Here is a 17,494-nt window from a genome sequence, read left to right on the forward strand (position 1 = left end):
CGGCAGGCGACGGGATTTCTTCAGTCGGTGGCAAAAAGTAATTTTGTTCGCTGAAAAGTCGCAGTTTTGCACGTGTTGCCAATGGCTGCGATCGGTTTCCAGTTCAGCGAATCGGGATGCCAATGGATTGCAAAAGCTTGCCCTCCCGGTCGTGGAAATTCACCTGAAGCTGCCCCGCCTCGACGACCAGGTGTGCAAAATTATCCTGGCTGATCACGTTGCTGGTCAGCACATGACGATAGTCGCCGGCGGCAGTGCGGAGCAGGGGTTGATCGAGAACGAACGTGGCGGCCGTGGCATAGGGCAGCAATCTGCTGTTGCACAGCGGTGACGACACAATGGTGTGTACCTCGAAGTCTGCGTCCTCGCTGTGGGTCAGCCGACTGGTCAGCGAACCGTGGATATCGCCGCAAATGAAGAAGACATTCTTGATGCGGTGTGTGCGAATGGTTTCCAGCAACCGTAACCGTTGTTCAGGGAAGGCCTGCCAGGCGTCACCATCCGGGCGTTTGCGGTCAGGGTAGAGCATGACACTGGTGACCACGAATTTGATCCGCGCCGGGCTTTGGATCAACCAATTGCACAAGGCCTGCTCCTGGGCTACGTCGAGAATGCGTCGGTCAGTGGCTGACAGATTGCGCCGGGTTCTACTGTCGGTAACAAACCACTCGATATCGCCTTCGGTAAATTGATACCAGTATTTGTCCAGTCGTTTGTTTAACAGACCTTCACTGCTTAGTTCATGGGTGGGACTATGGCTGGCTTGGTACAACTCATAGGCCCTGATTGCGTTTGCATATAAATAGTCATCGGACTTGCTTCTGTTGGCTGGCCAGTTGTCTTCTATCTCATGGTCATCAAGGATCATGTAAGTTGACAGGTTGGACATTAGCCTGGCGATATTTGTTTGCGAAAACGCTACACGGTATTTATGCAGGATTTCCTTGAACTCCCGATCCGGTGCAATGATGTTCAAGTCATCAACATAAATCTGGTCGCCCGTCATCAAAAGAGCGCTGACGGGCGGGGAGGCTTGCTCCACCAAACGTGAAATCGAAGCGAAAATCGTGTCGCCCAGGTGAGGGGCGAATGCGATGCCCGCGGTCATCTGCAGGTATCGGCAGGAACCGACAATATAGGCTCGTGGCAGGCCGGACTGACTGGAGCGGGTGCGCAGGCGGTAAACCTGTTGCGGCCATTGCAGCGGCAACTCCCTCACCGTGTCGACGCTGTGAGCCAGGCTCATCGGGCTGAACCACCCGGCCTGGTATTCATAGTCGGAGTCGGCGGACAGGTTGTTCAGTGCAAAGACTTCGCACATGTCGCGCTCGGGGTCTAGTCTCGCAAAGTTGCCCTTTGACCAGTGATCTTCGCCTTGTCGTCTGTAGCGAATGCCGGCAAATACCAAGGTGTTTGTTTTATGTTCGCCGCGCAAAAAAATACGGGCGTGATTAGTTGTGGTGTGGCCAATAATCGGGCCGACAGTTGGTTTAAGCATGTTTGAGTCCATTCGGCTGCTTGTGAATTGGTTAGATGATTGTTTCGGGTGTAATAAACAGGCTTTCAATCAAGGCTAGTTATTTGGCCCGAAAAAATATCTGGCAGAAATGGATTCGAGTTGTGGGCAATATCAGCCACAAATGTAGGAAGACGTTTTAAGCAAGAACTTCAGGCAAAAAAAGCCCCGCCAAATTGGCGGGGTTGAGGTACGAGCGTGGCGCTCGGAAACGTGGAACGCAACTGGCCCTCCGGTGAAGGAGGGCCGGTCGGTGTTACAGGAGCATGGTGCGGATGTCGCCCAGCAGGTCGCTCAGACGCTTGGTGAAGCGTGCCGCAGCGGCACCGTTGATCACACGGTGATCATAGGACAGCGACAGCGGCAGCATCAGTTTCGGCTGGAAGGCTTTGCCGTCCCAGACTGGCTGGATGGTTGCCTTGGAAACACCGAGGATCGCCACTTCCGGCGCGTTGACGATCGGCGTGAAGCCGGTGCCGCCAATGTGGCCGAGGCTGGAAATGGTGAAGCAGGCGCCTTGCATCTCGTCCGACGAAAGCTTCTTGGTCCGGGCTTTTTCAGCCAGGGAAGCCGCTTCGGCCGCCAGTTGCAGCAGGCTCTTCTGGTCGACGTTCTTGATGACCGGTACCAGCAGGCCATCCGGGGTGTCGACGGCGAAGCCGATGTTCACGTATTTCTTGCGGATGATCGCTTTGCCGCTTGGCGCCAGCGAGCTGTTGAAGTCCGGCAGCTCCTTGAGCAGGTGCGCACAGGTCTTGAGCAGCAATGGCAGGATGGTCAGCTTGACGCCGGCCTTCTCTGCAACGGCTTTCTGCGCAACGCGGAACGCTTCGAGTTCGGTGATATCCGCCGAGTCGAATTGCGTCACGTGCGGCACGTTCAGCCAGCTGCGGTGCAGGTTGGCGGCGCCGACCTGCATCAGGCGGGTCATCGGCACTTCTTCGATTTCACCGAAGCGGCTGAAGTCCACGACCGGAATCGGCGGGATGCCCGCGCCACCGGTTGCGCCAGCAGCAGCGGCTGGTGCTTCCTTGGCCTTCTGCATCATGGCCTTGACGTAAACCTGCACGTCTTCCTTCAGGATGCGACCGTGTGGACCGCTGGCGCCAACGGCGCTCAGCTCGACGCCGAATTCACGGGCCAGTTGACGCACGGCAGGGCCGGCGTGAACTTTCGCGCCAGGCTTGGCTGGCGCAGCAACCGGGGCAGCAACAGGTGCGGCGGCGGCAGGTGCAGCAACGGCTGGCGCCGGAGCGCTCGGAGCAGCAGCGGCAGGTGCCGCAGCAGCTGGAGCGGCGCCTTTGACTTTCAGCTTGAGGATCAGGTCGCCAGTACCGACTTCGTCATCGAGCTTGATGGAAACGCTTTCCACCACGCCAGCGGCAGGCGACGGGATTTCCATGCTCGCCTTGTCGGATTCCAGGGTGATCAGCGACTGGTCGGCGGCAACGGTGTCGCCGGCCTTGACCAGGACTTCGATGATCTTGGCTTTGCCCGACGAACCGATGTCCGGAACGTGGATGTCCTGAACGCTGTCGGCCACTGGAGCAGCCGGAGCTGCTGCGGGAGCAGGCGCGGCGGCGGCAGGAGCGGCAGCCTGGGGCGGAGCAGCAGCCGGTGCAGCAGCACCCGCCACTTCCAGATCCAGGATCAGGTCGCCGGTGCCGACTTCGTCGTTGAGCTTGACGCTGATGGCCTTGACCACGCCAGCGGCTGGCGACGGGATTTCCATGCTCGCCTTGTCGGACTCCAGGGTGATCAGCGATTGATCAGCCGCGACGGTGTCGCCGACCTTGACCTGGATCTCGATGATCTGGGCCTTGCCCGACGAACCGATGTCCGGCACGTGCACCTGCTGAACGCTGGCAGCAGCCGGCGCAGCAGGAGCAGGGGCGGCGGCAGGCGCAGCAGCCGGTTTGGCTTCAGCCTTGGCGGCTGCCGCAGGAGCCGCAGCAGCGGCACCTTCGACTTCCAGCTCCAGCAGTTCGTCGCCTTCTTTCAGGCGATCGCCCAGCTTCACTTTCAGGCTCTTGATGATACCGGCCTTCGGCGCAGGCACTTCCATGCTCGCCTTGTCCGATTCCAGCGTCAGGATGCTCTGGTCGGCTTCGATACGGTCGCCGACCTTCACAAACAGTTCAATTACTTCACCTTCACCGCTGCCGATGTCAGGTACGCGAATGAGTTCGCTCACAAAATCTCTCCTCAGCAGTCCAGTGGGTTGCGTTTTTCCGGGTTGATACCGAACTTGGCGATGGCCTCGGCCACCACTTTAGGTTCGATGTCGCCACGGTCAGCCAGTGCTTCCAGGGCTGCCAACACCACGAAATGACGGTCGACTTCGAAGAAATGACGCAGTTTCTTGCGGCTGTCGCTACGGCCGAAACCGTCGGTGCCCAGGACTTTGAATTCCTTGGACGGTACCCACTGACGGATCTGCTCGGCGAACAGTTTCATGTAGTCGGTTGAGGCGATGACCGGACCTTTACGGCCGTTCAGGCACTCTTCGACGTAGCTCAGCTTAGGCTTCTGGCCCGGGTGCAGACGGTTGGTGCGCTCAACGGCCAGGCCGTCGCGACGCAGTTCGTTGAAGCTGGTAACGCTCCACACGTCGGCGCCGACGTTGAACTCTTCACGCAGGATCTTCGCTGCTTCACGGACTTCACGCAGGATGGTGCCGGAGCCCATCAGCTGAACGTGGTGCGCCGCTTCGCGGTTGTCTTCCTCGAGCAGGTACATGCCTTTCTTGATGCCTTCTTCGGCACCGGCCGGCATGGCTGGCTGCTGGTACGACTCGTTCATCACGGTGATGTAGTAGAAGACGTCCTGTTGCTCTTCGGTCATCTTCTTCATGCCGTCCTGAATGATCACCGCCAGCTCGTAGCCGTAGGTTGGATCGTAGGTGCGGCAGTTCGGGATGGTCGCGGCCAGCAGGTGGCTGTGACCGTCTTCGTGTTGCAGGCCTTCACCGTTCAGGGTGGTACGGCCGGCGGTGCCGCCGATCAGGAAGCCACGGGTGCGGCTGTCGCCAGCGGCCCAGGCGAGGTCGCCGATACGCTGGAAGCCGAACATCGAGTAGAAGATGTAGAACGGCAGCATCGGCTGGTTGTGGCTGGAGTACGAAGTACCGGCAGCGATGAAGGAGCTCATGGCGCCCGCTTCGTTGATGCCTTCCTCGAGGATCTGGCCTTTCTGGTCTTCCTTGTAGAACATCACCTGGTCTTTATCGACTGGCTCGTAGAGCTGGCCGACGGAGGAGTAGATGCCCAACTGACGGAACATGCCTTCCATACCGAAGGTACGGGCTTCGTCCGGGATGATCGGCACGATGCGCGGACCGATTTCCTTGTCCTTGACCAGTTGCGCGAGGATCCGCACGAAGGCCATGGTGGTGGAGATTTCACGATCGCCCGAGCCGTCCAGGATCGCCTTGAGGGTGTCCAGTGGCGGAGTCGGGATGTTGAAGCTCTTGGCGCGACGCTGAGGCACGAAGCCGCCCAGTGCGGTACGACGCTCGCTCAGGTAACGGGCTTCGGCGCTGCCTTCTTCCGGTTTGAAGAATGGCAGGTGTTCCAGTTCATCGTCCTTGACCGGGATGTCGAAACGATCGCGGAACAGCTTCAGGCTTTCGACATCGACCTTCTTGGTGTTGTGCGCGGTGTTTTTCGCTTCGCCGGCACCGGTGCCATAACCCTTGATGGTCTTGGCCAGGATGACGGTCGGTTGTTCTTTGTGGTTGACCGCTTCGTGGTACGCCGCGTAGACCTTGTACGGGTCGTGGCCGCCACGGTTGAGCTTCCAGATCTCGTCGTCGGACAGGTCTTCGACCATTGCCTTGAGTTCAGGCGTGTTGAAGAAGTGTTCACGCACGAACGCGCCGTCTTTGGCTTTGTAGTTCTGGTACTCGCCGTCGATGACTTCGTCCATGCGGCGTTGCAGGATGCCGTCGACGTCCTTGGCCAGCAGTGGGTCCCAGAAACGGCCCCAGATGACTTTGGTCACGTTCCACTGGGCACCGCGGAACACGCCTTCGAGTTCCTGGATGATCTTGCCGTTGCCGCGAACCGGGCCGTCGAGGCGCTGCAGGTTGCAGTTGATGACGAAGATCAGGTTGTCCAGCTTCTCGCGGCCGGCCAGGGAGATTGCGCCCAGGGATTCCGGCTCGTCGCACTCGCCGTCGCCCAGGAAGCACCAGACTTTCTGTTTGCCCGGCTGGATGAAGCCACGGTGTTCCAGGTACTTCATGAAGCGTGCCTGGTAGATCGCCTGGATCGGGCCCAGACCCATGGATACGGTCGGGAACTGCCAGAAGTCAGGCATCAGCCAAGGGTGCGGGTAGGACGACAGGCCTTGACCATCGACTTCCTGACGGAAGTTGTTCATCTGGTCTTCGGTAATGCGGCCTTCCATGAATGCGCGGGCGTAAACGCCTGGCGAGGTGTGGCCCTGGAAGTAGATCAGGTCGCCGCCGTGTTCGTCGGTCGGGGCCTGGAAGAAGTAGTTGAAGCCGATGTCATACAGGGTCGCACTGGAAGCGAAGCTGGAGATGTGACCGCCGAGGTCGGAATCTTTCAGGTTCGTACGCATTACCATGGCCATCGCGTTCCAGCGTACCAGCGAGCGAATGCGGCGTTCCATGAACAGGTCGCCAGGCATGCGTGCTTCGTGGGTAACGGGGATCGTGTTGCGGTAAGGCGTGGTGATGGCGTAAGGCAACTGCGAACCGCTGCGGGTCGCGAGTTCACCCATACGGGTCATCAGATAGTGAGCACGGTCTTCGCCTTCTTTGTCGAGAACCGATTCCAGGGCGTCCAGCCATTCCTGGGTTTCGACGGGATCGAGGTCTTGCATGGCTTGCTCCAGGGCGGAAAGGCTACCAGAATCGGTTGCCTGAGTTAGCGACTGGCCTTGTGGGCAGACGTTATGAATTCTTGGATTGCCGACAGGTTGTTCCGGCGGCGTGTAGTTTTACTACAAATCTTCCGGCATTTCAGCCTGTCTAATGTATATACGAGTAGTAAAACTACAGATGAGCGGCTTGTGGCCCCCGGCTGCGTTGTGAGAATAATCGTTAAGGTTGGTCTTTTTCCAACTACAAAAGGTAATAGCTTGATGCTGGCTGCCAAAATTAAAGAAATTTCAGCTATTTCTAACTTTTGTTCGACAGTCCCTCAGGTAGTGGGTTTTCGAAAATCACTACATGCAGTCCGTTGTACGCCGATCAAGGATAGACCATGAGCCTCCCTTCGCTTGCCGAACTGCCCGCCATTCTCCTGCCGTTGGTCACCCGCGCCGAGCAGTCGTTCCGCGCTGCCGTCGCCGCCCTGGACGATGACCGCGGGCTGTCCACCTGGACGCCGGAACGCTGGGCACAATTTGCCCGCGTCACCGCCGCCAGCGATTTCGTGATTGAACAGTGTGTTCGTGACCCTTTGATGTTGCTGGAGCTGGTGCAGTCCGGCGAACTGGACCGCCGCTTCGCTCCCGGTGAGTTGTGCGCGCAGATTGCCACCGCCGTGAGCGTGGCCGAGACCGATGATCAGCTTGCCCGCGCCTTGCGCCGTCAGCGTGCACGCCATCAGGTGCGGATCATCTGGCGCGACCTGACCCGTCAGGCTGACCTGGTCCAGACCTGCCGCGACCTCTCGGATATGGCCGATGCCAGCATCGACCAGGCTTACCAGTGGTTGTACACAAGGCATTGCCAGCAGTTCGGCGTGCCGACCGGTCGACGCAGCGGCGAGCCGCAGCAGATGGTTATTCTCGGCATGGGCAAGCTCGGCGCCGTGGAACTGAACCTGTCCTCGGACATCGATCTTATTTTTGCCTACCCCGAGGGTGGCGAAACCGTCGGTGTGAAACGCGCGCTGGATAACCAGGAGTTCTTCATTCGTCTGGGCCAGCGGCTGATCAAGGCCCTGGACCCGATGACCGTCGACGGCTTTGTATTTCGCGTTGACATGCGCTTGCGACCTTACGGTTCGTCCGGCGCTCTGGTGCTGAGCTTCAACGCGTTGGAACAGTATTACCAGGACCAGGGCCGCGACTGGGAACGCTACGCGATGATCAAGTCGCGGGTGGTGGCCGGCGATCAAGTGGCCGGGGCGCAACTGCAGGAGATGCTGCGACCGTTCGTTTACCGGCGCTACCTGGACTTCTCGGCCATCGAAGCCCTGCGCACCATGAAGCAGCTGATCCAGCAGGAAGTACGGCGCAAGGGCATGGCCGACAACATCAAGCTCGGTTCCGGCGGTATTCGTGAAGTCGAGTTCATTGCCCAGGCGTTCCAGCTGATTCACGGCGGCCGCGATTTGAGCTTGCAGCAACGCCCGCTATTAAAGGTGCTGAGCACGCTGGAAGGTCAGGGTTACCTGCCGCCGGCCGTGATCGGCGAGCTGCGTGAAGGTTATGAATTCCTGCGTTACACCGAGCACGCGATTCAGGCGATTGCCGACCGCCAGACGCAAATGTTGCCCGATGGCGAGCAGGATCAGGCGCGTATTGCCTTTATGCTGGGTTTCGCCAACTGGACGGCCTTCCACGAACAATTGATGTATTGGCGCGGCCGCGTAGCCTGGCACTTCGGGCAGGTGATCGCCGATCCTGACGAAGAGCAGGGCGCCGAAAGCGAAGTGGTAGTCGGCGGTGAGTGGTTGCCGCTGTGGGAAGAGGCTCAGGACGATGAGGCGGCTTGCCGCCAACTGGAGGAGGGTGGTTTCAAGGATGCCCAAAAAGCCTTGAAAGCCCTGGCCAGCTTGCGCAGCAGCCCACAATTGAGGGCGATGCAGCGTCTGGGGCGCGAACGCCTCGATGCTTTTATTCCGCGTTTGCTGGCGCAGGCCGTGGAACACGACAATCCGGACCTGGTGCTGGAACGGGTGCTGCCGCTGGTTGAAGCCGTGGCCCGTCGTTCTGCGTACCTGGTGTTGTTGACCGAGAACCCCGGTGCGCTACGACGCTTGCTGACCCTGTGCGCGGCGAGCCCGTGGATCGCCGAGCAAATCACCCGTTTTCCGCTGCTGCTCGATGAACTGCTCAACGAAGGCCGCTTGTTCAAGCCGCCACTGGCGCCAGAGCTGGCGGCCGAGTTGCGCGAGCGCCTGACGCGGATTCCCGAGGACGACCTCGAACAGCAAATGGAGGCCCTGCGTCACTTCAAACTGGCGCACCGCTTGCGGGTGGCCGCCTCGGAAATCGCCGGCAGCCTGCCGCTGATGAAAGTCAGCGATTACCTGACCTGGCTCGCCGAAGCGATCCTGGAACAAGTGCTGGCACTGGCCTGGCGCCAGACCGTGGCCAAGTACGGCACGCCGCTGCGCACCGATGGCACCTTGTGCGATCCCGGCTTCATCATTGTCGGTTATGGGAAAGTTGGCGGTCTGGAACTCGGGCATGGTTCGGACCTGGACCTGGTGTTCATCCACGATGGCGATCCGCAGGCTGAAACCGACGGACCCAAACCCATCGATGGCGCACAATTTTTCACCCGCCTGGGGCAACGGATCATTCACTTGCTGACGGCGCAGACCAACTCCGGGCAGTTGTATGAAGTGGACATGCGTCTGCGGCCGTCCGGCGCATCAGGGTTGCTGGTGAGTTCCCTGGGGGCGTTTGCCCGTTATCAGGAGAATGAAGCCTGGACCTGGGAACACCAGGCTCTGGTACGGGCGCGAGTGCTGGTGGGCAGCCAGGATGTCGGCCAGGCATTCGAGAAAGTCCGCGCCGCGATATTGGGCAAGACGCGTGATTTGCCGACCCTGCGCCAGGAGGTCAGCGATATGCGCGCCAAGATGCGCGACAACCTCGGCAGCAAGAGCACGGCGGCCGGCACCGGGGCAAATGCCTTCGAAGCCACTGCGCCGTTCGATATCAAGCAGGACGCCGGAGGTATCGTCGATATTGAATTTATGGTGCAATACGCGACCCTGGCGTGGTCCGAAACACACCCGCCATTGCTGCGCTGGACGGATAATATTCGCATTCTGGAAGAGCTGGAGCATGAAGGGCTGATGCCCGTCGAAGATGCCGGCCTGTTGCGTGAAGTGTATAAAGCATACCGTTCCGCCGCCCACCGGCAGGCCTTGCAGAAAGACCCCGGGGTGATTCCGGGCGACCAGTTCGCAGACGAGCGGCAGCAGGTGATGCGGATCTGGCGTGAGCTGGGGCTGAGCTGAAACGGAATATTTGATAAGCCAATATCCCCTGTAGGAGCGAGCTTGCTCGCGATGGTCGTTAACGATAACGCGGCGAGCCTGACACCCCGCGGAGTTCTCAGGTTCATCGCGAGCAAGCTCGCTCCTACAGTAGATTTGCGTTGTTCTGTAGAATTTTCGAGGCGGGGAGGCGTAGGCCTCCCCGGTTCGTTTATGGAAACCACATGAAAATTCTGATCGTTGGGCCCAGTTGGGTCGGTGACATGGTGATGGCGCAGACACTGTTCCAGTGTTTGAAGCAACGCCACCCGCAATGCGAAATCGACGTGCTGGCCCCCGAGTGGAGCCGGCCGATCCTTGAGCGTATGCCCGAAGTCCGCCAGGCCTTGAGCTTTCCGCTCGGTCACGGTGTTCTGGAACTGGCTACGCGTCGGCGCATCGGCAAATCCCTGGCCGGCCAGTACGACCAGGCGATCCTGTTGCCCAATTCCCTGAAGTCGGCGCTGGTACCATTCTTTGCGGGTATCCCGAAACGCACGGGCTGGCGTGGCGAGTTTCGCTATGGCCTGCTCAACGACGTGCGCGCGCTGGATAAAGATCGTTATCCGCTGATGATCGAGCGCTTCATGGCCCTGGCTTATGAGTCGGGCGTCGAGTTACCAAAACCCTATCCGCGCCCGACGCTGCAGATCGACCCGGTCACCCGCGAGGAGGCTCTGGCCAAATTCGGTCTGACCCTCGACCGTCCGGTGTTGGCCCTGTGCCCTGGTGCCGAGTTCGGCGAGTCCAAGCGCTGGCCGTCCGAGCATTACGCCAAGGTCGCCGAAGCGAAGATCCGTGAAGGCTGGCAAGTCTGGCTGTTCGGTTCGAAAAATGATCACGCCGTGGGCGAAGACATCCGCGCACGGCTGATTCCAGGTCTGCGTGAAGAGTCGGTCAACCTCAGCGGTGGCACCTCGCTGGCCGAAGCCATCGACCTGATGTCCTGTGCAGATTCCGTGGTGTCCAACGATTCCGGCCTGATGCACGTCGCCGCCGCGCTGAACCGCCCGCTGGTCGCGGTCTACGGTTCGACGTCGCCGGGTTTCACGCCACCGTTGGCCGAGCACGTGGAAATCGTACGCCTGGGCATCGAGTGCAGCCCGTGCTTCGATCGCACCTGCCGTTTCGGCCATTACAACTGCCTGCGCCAGCTTATGCCGCAGGCCGTGAACGAAGCCTTGCAGCGGTTGCAAGGCACTGTGGTCGAGGTCAAATAGCTTGCGGGTTCTGTTGATCAAGACTTCTTCGCTGGGCGACGTCATTCACGCGTTGCCGGCGTTGACCGATGCGGCGCGGGCGATTCCCGGCATCAAATTCGACTGGGTGGTGGAAGAAGGCTTTGCCGAGATCCCGACCTGGCATCCGGCGGTGGGCAAGGTGATTCCGGTGGCGATCCGTCGCTGGCGCAAAAACATCTGGCAGACCATCAAGAGCGGTGAGTGGAAGCGCTTCAAGCAAAGCGTTCGCGCCACCCAATATGACTTGGTGATCGATGCCCAGGGCTTGCTGAAAAGCGCCTGGCTGACCCGTTACGTCAAGGCTCCGGTGGCCGGCCTCGATAAAAGCTCCGCACGCGAGCCCATTGCTGCGCGCTTTTATGATCGACGTCTGGCCGTTGCCCGTGGGCAGCACGCGGTGGAGCGAGTGCGTCAGTTGTTCGCCATTGCGTTGGGTTATGACTTGCCCAAAGGACTGGGCGACTACGGACTGAATATCGAGCGCCTGGTGGAATTGCCGCGCAAGAATCCTTACGTGGTGTTTTTGCACGGCACCACCTGGGACACCAAGCACTGGCCCGAAGCCTACTGGCGCGAGCTGACCGAACGGGTTGGCTACCTTGGCGTCGGGGTGAAGTTGCCCTGGGGCAATGCCCCGGAGAAAGCCCGGGCCGAGCGTATCGCTGCGGGTTTTAAACACGCCGAAGTGCTGCCAAGACTGAACCTGGCGGGTGTCGGCAAGGTGCTGGCCGGCGCGCAAGCCTGCGTGGCGGTCGACACCGGTCTTGGTCATCTGGCTGCCGCGCTGGACGTGCCGACGTTGTCGCTGTTCGGCCCGACCAACCCGGGCCTGACCGGCGCTTATGGCAAGGTGCAGATTCACATGGCCAGCGACTTCCCCTGCGCGCCGTGCCTGCAAAAGAAATGCACTTATCAGCCGACGGCTGAAGATGCCCGTCAGTTTGACCTGAAACGCGAGTGGCCCCTGTGCTTCACGCGTCTGAATCCCGAGCGTGTCGCCAGCCGACTGAGCACGTTGTTGATGGCTGAGGAGCTGCGCTGATGCAATTGGCATTTGTCCTGTACAAATATTTTCCGTTTGGCGGCTTGCAGCGCGATTTCATGCGAATCGCCCTGGAGTGTCAGCAGCGCGGCCATCAGATTCGCGTCTACACGCTGATCTGGGAGGGTGACGTGCCGCCGGGTTTCGAAGTGCTGGTGGCGCCGGTCAAGGCGTTCTTCAACCATCGACGCAATGAGAAGCTTAGCGATTGGATGGACGCGGACCTGACCAAGCGTCCGGTCGACCGCCTGATCGGCTTCAACAAGATGCCGGGCCTGGACGTCTACTACGCCGCCGACGGCTGCTTCGAAGACAAGGCGCAGAACCTGCGCAACTCGCTGTATCGCCGTTGGGGCCGCTATCGCCACTTCGCCGAATACGAGCGGGCGGTGTTCGCCAGGGACGCCAAGACCGAAGTGTTGATGATTTCCGAGGTCCAGCAGCCGCTGTTCATCAAGCATTACGACACGCCGCTGGAGCGTTTCCACCTGCTGCCACCGGGTATCGCCCAGGACCGTCGCCGACCGGCCGACGCCGATGAAATTCGTGCAGGGTTCCGTGCTGAATTCAATCTCAAGGATGAGGAGCTGCTGCTGGTGCAGATCGGCTCCGGGTTCAAGACCAAGGGCGTGGACCGCAGCCTCAAGGCATTGGCAGCATTGCCTGCCGAGTTGAGGAAACGCACCCGGCTGTTTGTAATTGGCCAGGATGACCCCAAATTATTCCAGATGCAGAGTGCGACATTGGGGCTGGGCGACAACGTCACGTTCCTCAAGGGGCGCAGTGATATCCCGCGTTTCCTGCTGGGGGCCGATCTGTTGATCCACCCGGCGTACAACGAAAATACCGGCACCGTGCTGCTCGAAGCGCTGGTGGCTGGCTTGCCGGTGCTGGTGAGCGCGGTGTGCGGGTACGCCCATTACATTGCCGAGGCCGATGCTGGCCTGGTGCTGGACGAACCGTTCGATCAGGCGCAGCTGACGCAGTACCTGACCGGCATGTTGAACGACCCTCAAGCAAGGGCGGCCTGGAGCCGCAATGGTCTGGCCTACGCCGAAACGGCCGACCTCTATAGCATGCCGCAGTACGCGGCCGATGTGATTCTGGCGGAGCACGCTTAAATGAAGTTGATGCTGGCTGAACCGTTCAAGAGCCTCTGGGCCGGACGTGACCCGTTCGCCGAAGTCGAGGGGCTCAAGGGCGAGGTGTACCGCGAGCTGGAAGCACGCCGGACCTTACGCACGGAAGTCGACGGCAACGGGTTTTTCGTGAAAATCCACCGTGGCATCGGCTGGGGCGAAATCTTCAAGAACCTGCTCACCGCCAAGTTGCCGGTTCTCGGCGCAGGTCAGGAGTGGCAGGCCATTCAGCGCCTGCAGCAAGTCGGCGTGCCGACCATGACCGCCGTCGCGTATGGCGAGAAGGGCAGCAACCCGGCCGACCAGCACTCGTTCATCGTCACCGAGGAGCTGGCGCCAACGGTCAGTCTCGAAGATTTCAGTATCAACTGGATCAGGCAGCCACCGGAGCCAAAGCTCAAGCGTGCGCTGATTGCCGAAGTCGCACGCATGACCGGCATGATGCACCGCGCCGGGGTCAACCACCGCGACTGCTACATCTGCCACTTCCTGCTGCACACCGACAAACCGGTGACCTTTGATGACTTCAAACTTTCGGTGATCGACCTGCACCGCGCCCAGACACGCCCGGCGATCACCTCGCGCTGGCGCAACAAGGATCTGGCGGCCCTGTACTTTTCCGCGCTGGACATCGGCCTGACTCGCCGCGACAAGCTGCGTTTCCTCAAAGGTTATTTCCAGCAGCCGCTGCGCCAGATTCTGATTGAAGAGGCGTCTTTGCTGGCATGGCTCGATGGCAAGGCCAACAAGCTCTACGAGCGTAAACAGCGATACGGGGATGCGCTCTGATGTCGGGTTGGAAACTGGAGCCGGCCTACAGCGAACTGGCCGATGACTTTGGCAGCCTCGAGGCTGTGTTTGCGCTGCAAGGCGAGCGTTTGACCAGCGATCTGCTTTCGGAGGTCATCCGGGTCGAGCGCAATGGCGTCAACTATTACGTCAAGCGCTACGTGGGTGCTGGCAAAGGCCTGCGGCGTTACCTGGGAAAGCCCCGGGTGAAGATGGAGTGGCAGAACCTCAAGCGCTTCGCCAAGTGGGGCATTCCCACTGCCGAAGTGGTGGCCTGGGGGCTGGAGCGGCGCGGTGCGGCCTACGCTCGCGGCGCGATGATTACCCGGGAACTGCCGCGTACCGAAGACTTGTCGGCACTGGCCGAGCGACGTGACCCGAAATTGTCGGATCGCGCCTGGGTCGATACCGTCAGTCGTCAGTTGGCCCAATACACCCGGACCATGCACGACCACCGTTTCACCCATAACGATTTGAAGTGGCGCAACCTGCTGATCGACGATGAAGCTCGAGTGTTTTTGATCGACTGCCCCAACGGCGATTTCTGGCGCGGTTTCTGGCTCAAGTACCGCATCACCAAGGATCTGGCGTGCCTGGACAAGGTCGCCAAGTATCAATTGTCGGCGACCCAGCGGCTGCGCTTTTACCTGCAATACCGCAACCGGACCCGGCTCAACGCTGCGGACAAAAAACGCATCCGGCATGTGGTGAGATTTTTCGAGGGGCGCGAATGACTGATTTTCTGGCCGCTGAAGACCGTGCCCTGCTTGAACGCCACGGTCTGGGCACATTCGAAGCACTCTGGGCCAGGCAGCTCGATGCGGTGGACGAACCCAACACCGGTCGCGGCGGCTGGAGCAGCGTGTTTCGGCTGGATCTGGAAGGTCATGGTTTCTACCTCAAGCGCCAAAGCAACTACCTGACCCGCACGTTGCGCGCACCGTTCGGCGAGCCGAGCTTCGCTCGCGAGTTCCGCAACATCTCCCGTTACCGGAAGATGGGCATACCGGCGCTAAAAGCGGTGTTTTACGGTGAGCGCAAGGTCGATGGTGAAGTCCGCGCGATCCTGATGACCCGTGCCCTGGACGGCTGGGACGACCTTGACTCGCTGTTGCAGCGCTGGGCTCAATTGAGCCCTGAGCAGCAATCGGAGATCCTCAAGGCCAGTGGCGAACTGGCCAGGCAGTTGCACGCTGCACGCCAGGTGCATGGGTGCTTTTATCCCAAGCATATTTTCATGCGCGCCACAGGCAACGGCTATCAGGCTCAATTGATCGACCTGGAAAAGACCCGACCACTGCTGTACGGGCAGCGTGACCGAATCAAGGACCTGGAGCCGCTGACGCGCCGCGCGCCCGAGTGGAGCGAGTCGCACCTGCGGCAATTGCTGGCCGCCTATCTGGATCAACCGCAGGACAGCTCGTTGATCGACAGCTGGCTGCTGCGTTTGACTGCGCGGCGCAGCCAAAAGAGGCCACGCTGATGCTTTTGTCCGAACTGAAGACCTCTGGCCGCAATCCGGTTTTACCGCTGAGCGTATCGCTGGCTGATGCCGCCGGCCCTGCCGATCTGCAACTGCTGAGCCTGTTGCGGGTGTTGCCGGGGCAGCGTTATGTCGGTGCCGGCATCTGGCGCGGTCGGCCGGTGTTGGCCAAATTACTGGTCGGCAGTAAGGCCGCACGGCATTTTCAGCGTGAACTGGATGGCGTGCGTTTGCTTGCCGCTCAAGGATTGACCACGCCGCAGCTGTTGGCCGATGGCCTGAAAGAGGGCGAGGGTGGTTGGCTGCTGTTCGAGTTTCTGGAGGGTGCCGAAAGCCTTGGTGATACCTGGAAACAGGTTGAGCAGCAACCGGTACTGTCCGATGGGCAAGGAGCAGTGCTGGCCGAGGCGTTAGGAGCGATCGGTCAGATGCACCGCAAAGGTCTGTGGCAGGAGGACCTGCACCTGGACAACCTGCTGCGTCAGCGTGGTCGTCTGTACTTGATCGACGGCGCCGGGATTTGCTCCGAAACGCCGGGCCAGCCGCTGTCGCGGCAGAAAGTCCTGGAAAACCTCGGGGTGTTCTTCGCCCAGTTGCCGAAGTCGATTGAACCCTTCATTGAAGAGTTGCTGGTGTATTACCTGCTCAGCAACGGCGAACACGCCCTGCCCATGGAAGCGTTGCAAAAGCAGATCGACAAGGTCCGCAGTTGGCGCCTCAAGGACTTCCTGATCAAGGTTGGCCGCGAGTGCACGTTGTTCAGCGTCCAGCGCGGGGCCTTCGGATTGCGGGCGATTCGCCGCGAGGAAGAGCCATCGATGGTGCCGGTGCTGGAGCAGGCCGATACCCTGCTCGATCAGGGGCATCTGTACAAGACCGGCGGTGCGGCGAGCGTCGGCAAGGTCGAGGTGGGTGGCCGCACGCTGGTGATCAAGCGCTACAACATCAAGGGCTTCGCCCACTGGCTCAAACGCTTCTGGCGCCCGAGCCGGGCCTGGCATTCATGGCGCGAAGGCAACCGACTGGCGTTCCTCGGGATTGCCACCCCCAAGCCGCTGGCATTGCTGGAAAAGCGTTTTCTGTGGCTGCGCAGCCGGGCGTACCTGATCACCGAGTATCTGGCGGGGCCGGACATCATCGAGCGTTTTGCGCCCTATATTGAAAACGGTGATGCGCCGGAAGTCGAGCTGGCGGCGCTGGATCATTTGTTTGCCGAGCTGATTCGCGAACGCATCAGCCATGGCGACTTCAAGGGACATAACCTGTTTTGGCAACAGGATCGATGGGCGTTGATCGATCTCGATTCGATGTGCCAGCACAGCTCCCTTGGCAGTTTCGCCCCGGCGTATGCCAGGGATCGCGCGCGGTTCATGCGCAACTGGCCTGAAGGCAGCGCCCTTTACCAGGTGATCGATCAGCGCTTGCCCAAAGACATCTCCAGCGCTGCTTAAACCGCTATCGCGAGCAAGCTCGCTCCCACAGGGATTGGTGGTGAACACAAAGCCTGTGAACACCTCAGTTCAAATGTGGAAGCGAGCCAGCTCGCGATGAGGTCGGAACTGCCACCGAGAAAGCAGACAAGTTCTTGTGAACCGTCCTACGCGATCTTGGGAAGTCATGAACTGTGGTCGAAATCGCCTCGATGCTAGTTTGCCTGACGTTCTCGGAGGGCAGGCTGTGACGATCAAAATGGCAGTTTCATCGGGTGTTTTATCGCTGTCTCTCATGGGGTGCGGGACCGCTGCTACAGTCCTGCAGGATGAAGCCGAAGCGGCGCAAGGGCTGCGTCGGCAGAAGACCTATTGCCAGTCCATCCCGCGAATCTACAGCGGCCTGGCTTACGACTTCTGCGTATTGAATGCACCGCCAGACCCTACGGGTATCCTTGTGCCGCTCGTATTGATGGACTTGGCCGTGTCTGGTGCGCTGGACACCGTTGTCTTGCCGTATACGATTTACCGGCAAAGCGTGGACGGCAATATTTCCATCTATTGGCGACCAGCGCGCGGATAAAAATGCCGCGAGGTCCCCGCCGCAGTCGCTGGCCGTTTGCGGCTAGAGGTTTGCCGCCGCTTTTACGCTATAATCCCGC

12 protein-coding genes are annotated in these 17,494 nt (G+C 60.1%); 9 read left to right on the top strand and 3 right to left on the bottom strand.

Translation table 11 applies throughout. The annotated features are described in order from the left end of the window. Positions 1–103 precede the first annotated feature (103 nt). From KGA81_RS10065 to aceE, 3 genes are all read right to left on the bottom strand, one after another. Entirely contained in the window at positions 104–1,498 is a 1,395-nt protein-coding gene (locus KGA81_RS10065) for an alkaline phosphatase D family protein (RefSeq protein ID WP_223545666.1), read from the bottom strand. Between the two features lie 274 nt (positions 1,499–1,772). Next, complete coding sequence (gene aceF / locus KGA81_RS10070; protein ID WP_223545667.1) at positions 1,773–3,710, bottom strand: dihydrolipoyllysine-residue acetyltransferase; 1,938 nt, start codon at positions 3,708–3,710, stop codon at positions 1,773–1,775. A gap of 11 nt (positions 3,711–3,721) precedes the next feature. Then, entirely contained in the window at positions 3,722–6,367 is a 2,646-nt protein-coding gene (gene aceE / locus KGA81_RS10075) for a pyruvate dehydrogenase (acetyl-transferring), homodimeric type (protein WP_223545668.1), read from the bottom strand. Positions 6,368–6,750: 383 nt separating this feature from the next. Here aceE and glnE point away from each other — a divergent pair, with 383 nt between their 5' ends. From glnE to KGA81_RS10125, 9 genes are all read left to right on the top strand, one after another. Further along, positions 6,751–9,690, top strand: a complete 2,940-nt coding sequence (gene glnE, locus KGA81_RS10080; RefSeq protein ID WP_223545669.1) for a bifunctional [glutamate--ammonia ligase]-adenylyl-L-tyrosine phosphorylase/[glutamate--ammonia-ligase] adenylyltransferase — start codon at positions 6,751–6,753, stop codon at positions 9,688–9,690. Between the two features lie 203 nt (positions 9,691–9,893). Beyond that, positions 9,894–10,928 carry a lipopolysaccharide heptosyltransferase II gene (gene waaF, locus KGA81_RS10090; protein ID WP_223545670.1) on the top strand — a complete coding sequence of 345 codons (1,035 nt, stop codon included), beginning with the start codon at positions 9,894–9,896 and terminating at the stop codon, positions 10,926–10,928. A gap of 1 nt (position 10,929) precedes the next feature. Next, positions 10,930–11,991 (top strand): lipopolysaccharide heptosyltransferase I, encoded by a 1,062-nt coding sequence (waaC, locus tag KGA81_RS10095; protein WP_223545671.1) that lies wholly within the window; start codon positions 10,930–10,932, stop codon positions 11,989–11,991. Beyond that, the gene (locus KGA81_RS10100) at positions 11,991–13,112 is read left to right on the top strand and encodes a glycosyltransferase family 4 protein (RefSeq protein WP_223545672.1); all 1,122 of its coding nucleotides are present in this window, start codon (positions 11,991–11,993) and stop codon (positions 13,110–13,112) included. The genes waaC and KGA81_RS10100 overlap by 1 nt, the downstream gene beginning before the upstream one ends. Then, positions 13,113–13,919, top strand: a complete 807-nt coding sequence (gene rfaP / locus KGA81_RS10105; RefSeq protein ID WP_223545673.1) for a lipopolysaccharide core heptose(I) kinase RfaP — start codon at positions 13,113–13,115, stop codon at positions 13,917–13,919. Beyond that, positions 13,919–14,653 carry a lipopolysaccharide kinase InaA family protein gene (locus KGA81_RS10110; RefSeq protein ID WP_108218370.1) on the top strand — a complete coding sequence of 245 codons (735 nt, stop codon included), beginning with the start codon at positions 13,919–13,921 and terminating at the stop codon, positions 14,651–14,653. Before rfaP ends, KGA81_RS10110 begins: the two co-directional genes overlap by 1 nt. Then, positions 14,650–15,402, top strand: coding sequence for a lipopolysaccharide kinase InaA family protein (locus tag KGA81_RS10115; RefSeq protein ID WP_223545674.1), 753 nt, complete (start codon positions 14,650–14,652; stop codon positions 15,400–15,402). The genes KGA81_RS10110 and KGA81_RS10115 overlap by 4 nt, the downstream gene beginning before the upstream one ends. Further along, complete coding sequence (locus tag KGA81_RS10120) at positions 15,402–16,853, top strand: lipopolysaccharide kinase InaA family protein (RefSeq protein WP_223545675.1); 1,452 nt, start codon at positions 15,402–15,404, stop codon at positions 16,851–16,853. The genes KGA81_RS10115 and KGA81_RS10120 overlap by 1 nt, the downstream gene beginning before the upstream one ends. A 226-nt stretch (positions 16,854–17,079) precedes the next feature. After that, complete coding sequence (locus KGA81_RS10125; RefSeq protein WP_223545676.1) at positions 17,080–17,415, top strand: YceK/YidQ family lipoprotein; 336 nt, start codon at positions 17,080–17,082, stop codon at positions 17,413–17,415. Positions 17,416–17,494 lie beyond the last annotated feature (79 nt).

The organism is Pseudomonas sp. A-B-19 (assembly GCF_019947515.1).
GTDB lineage: Bacteria > Pseudomonadota > Gammaproteobacteria > Pseudomonadales > Pseudomonadaceae > Aquipseudomonas.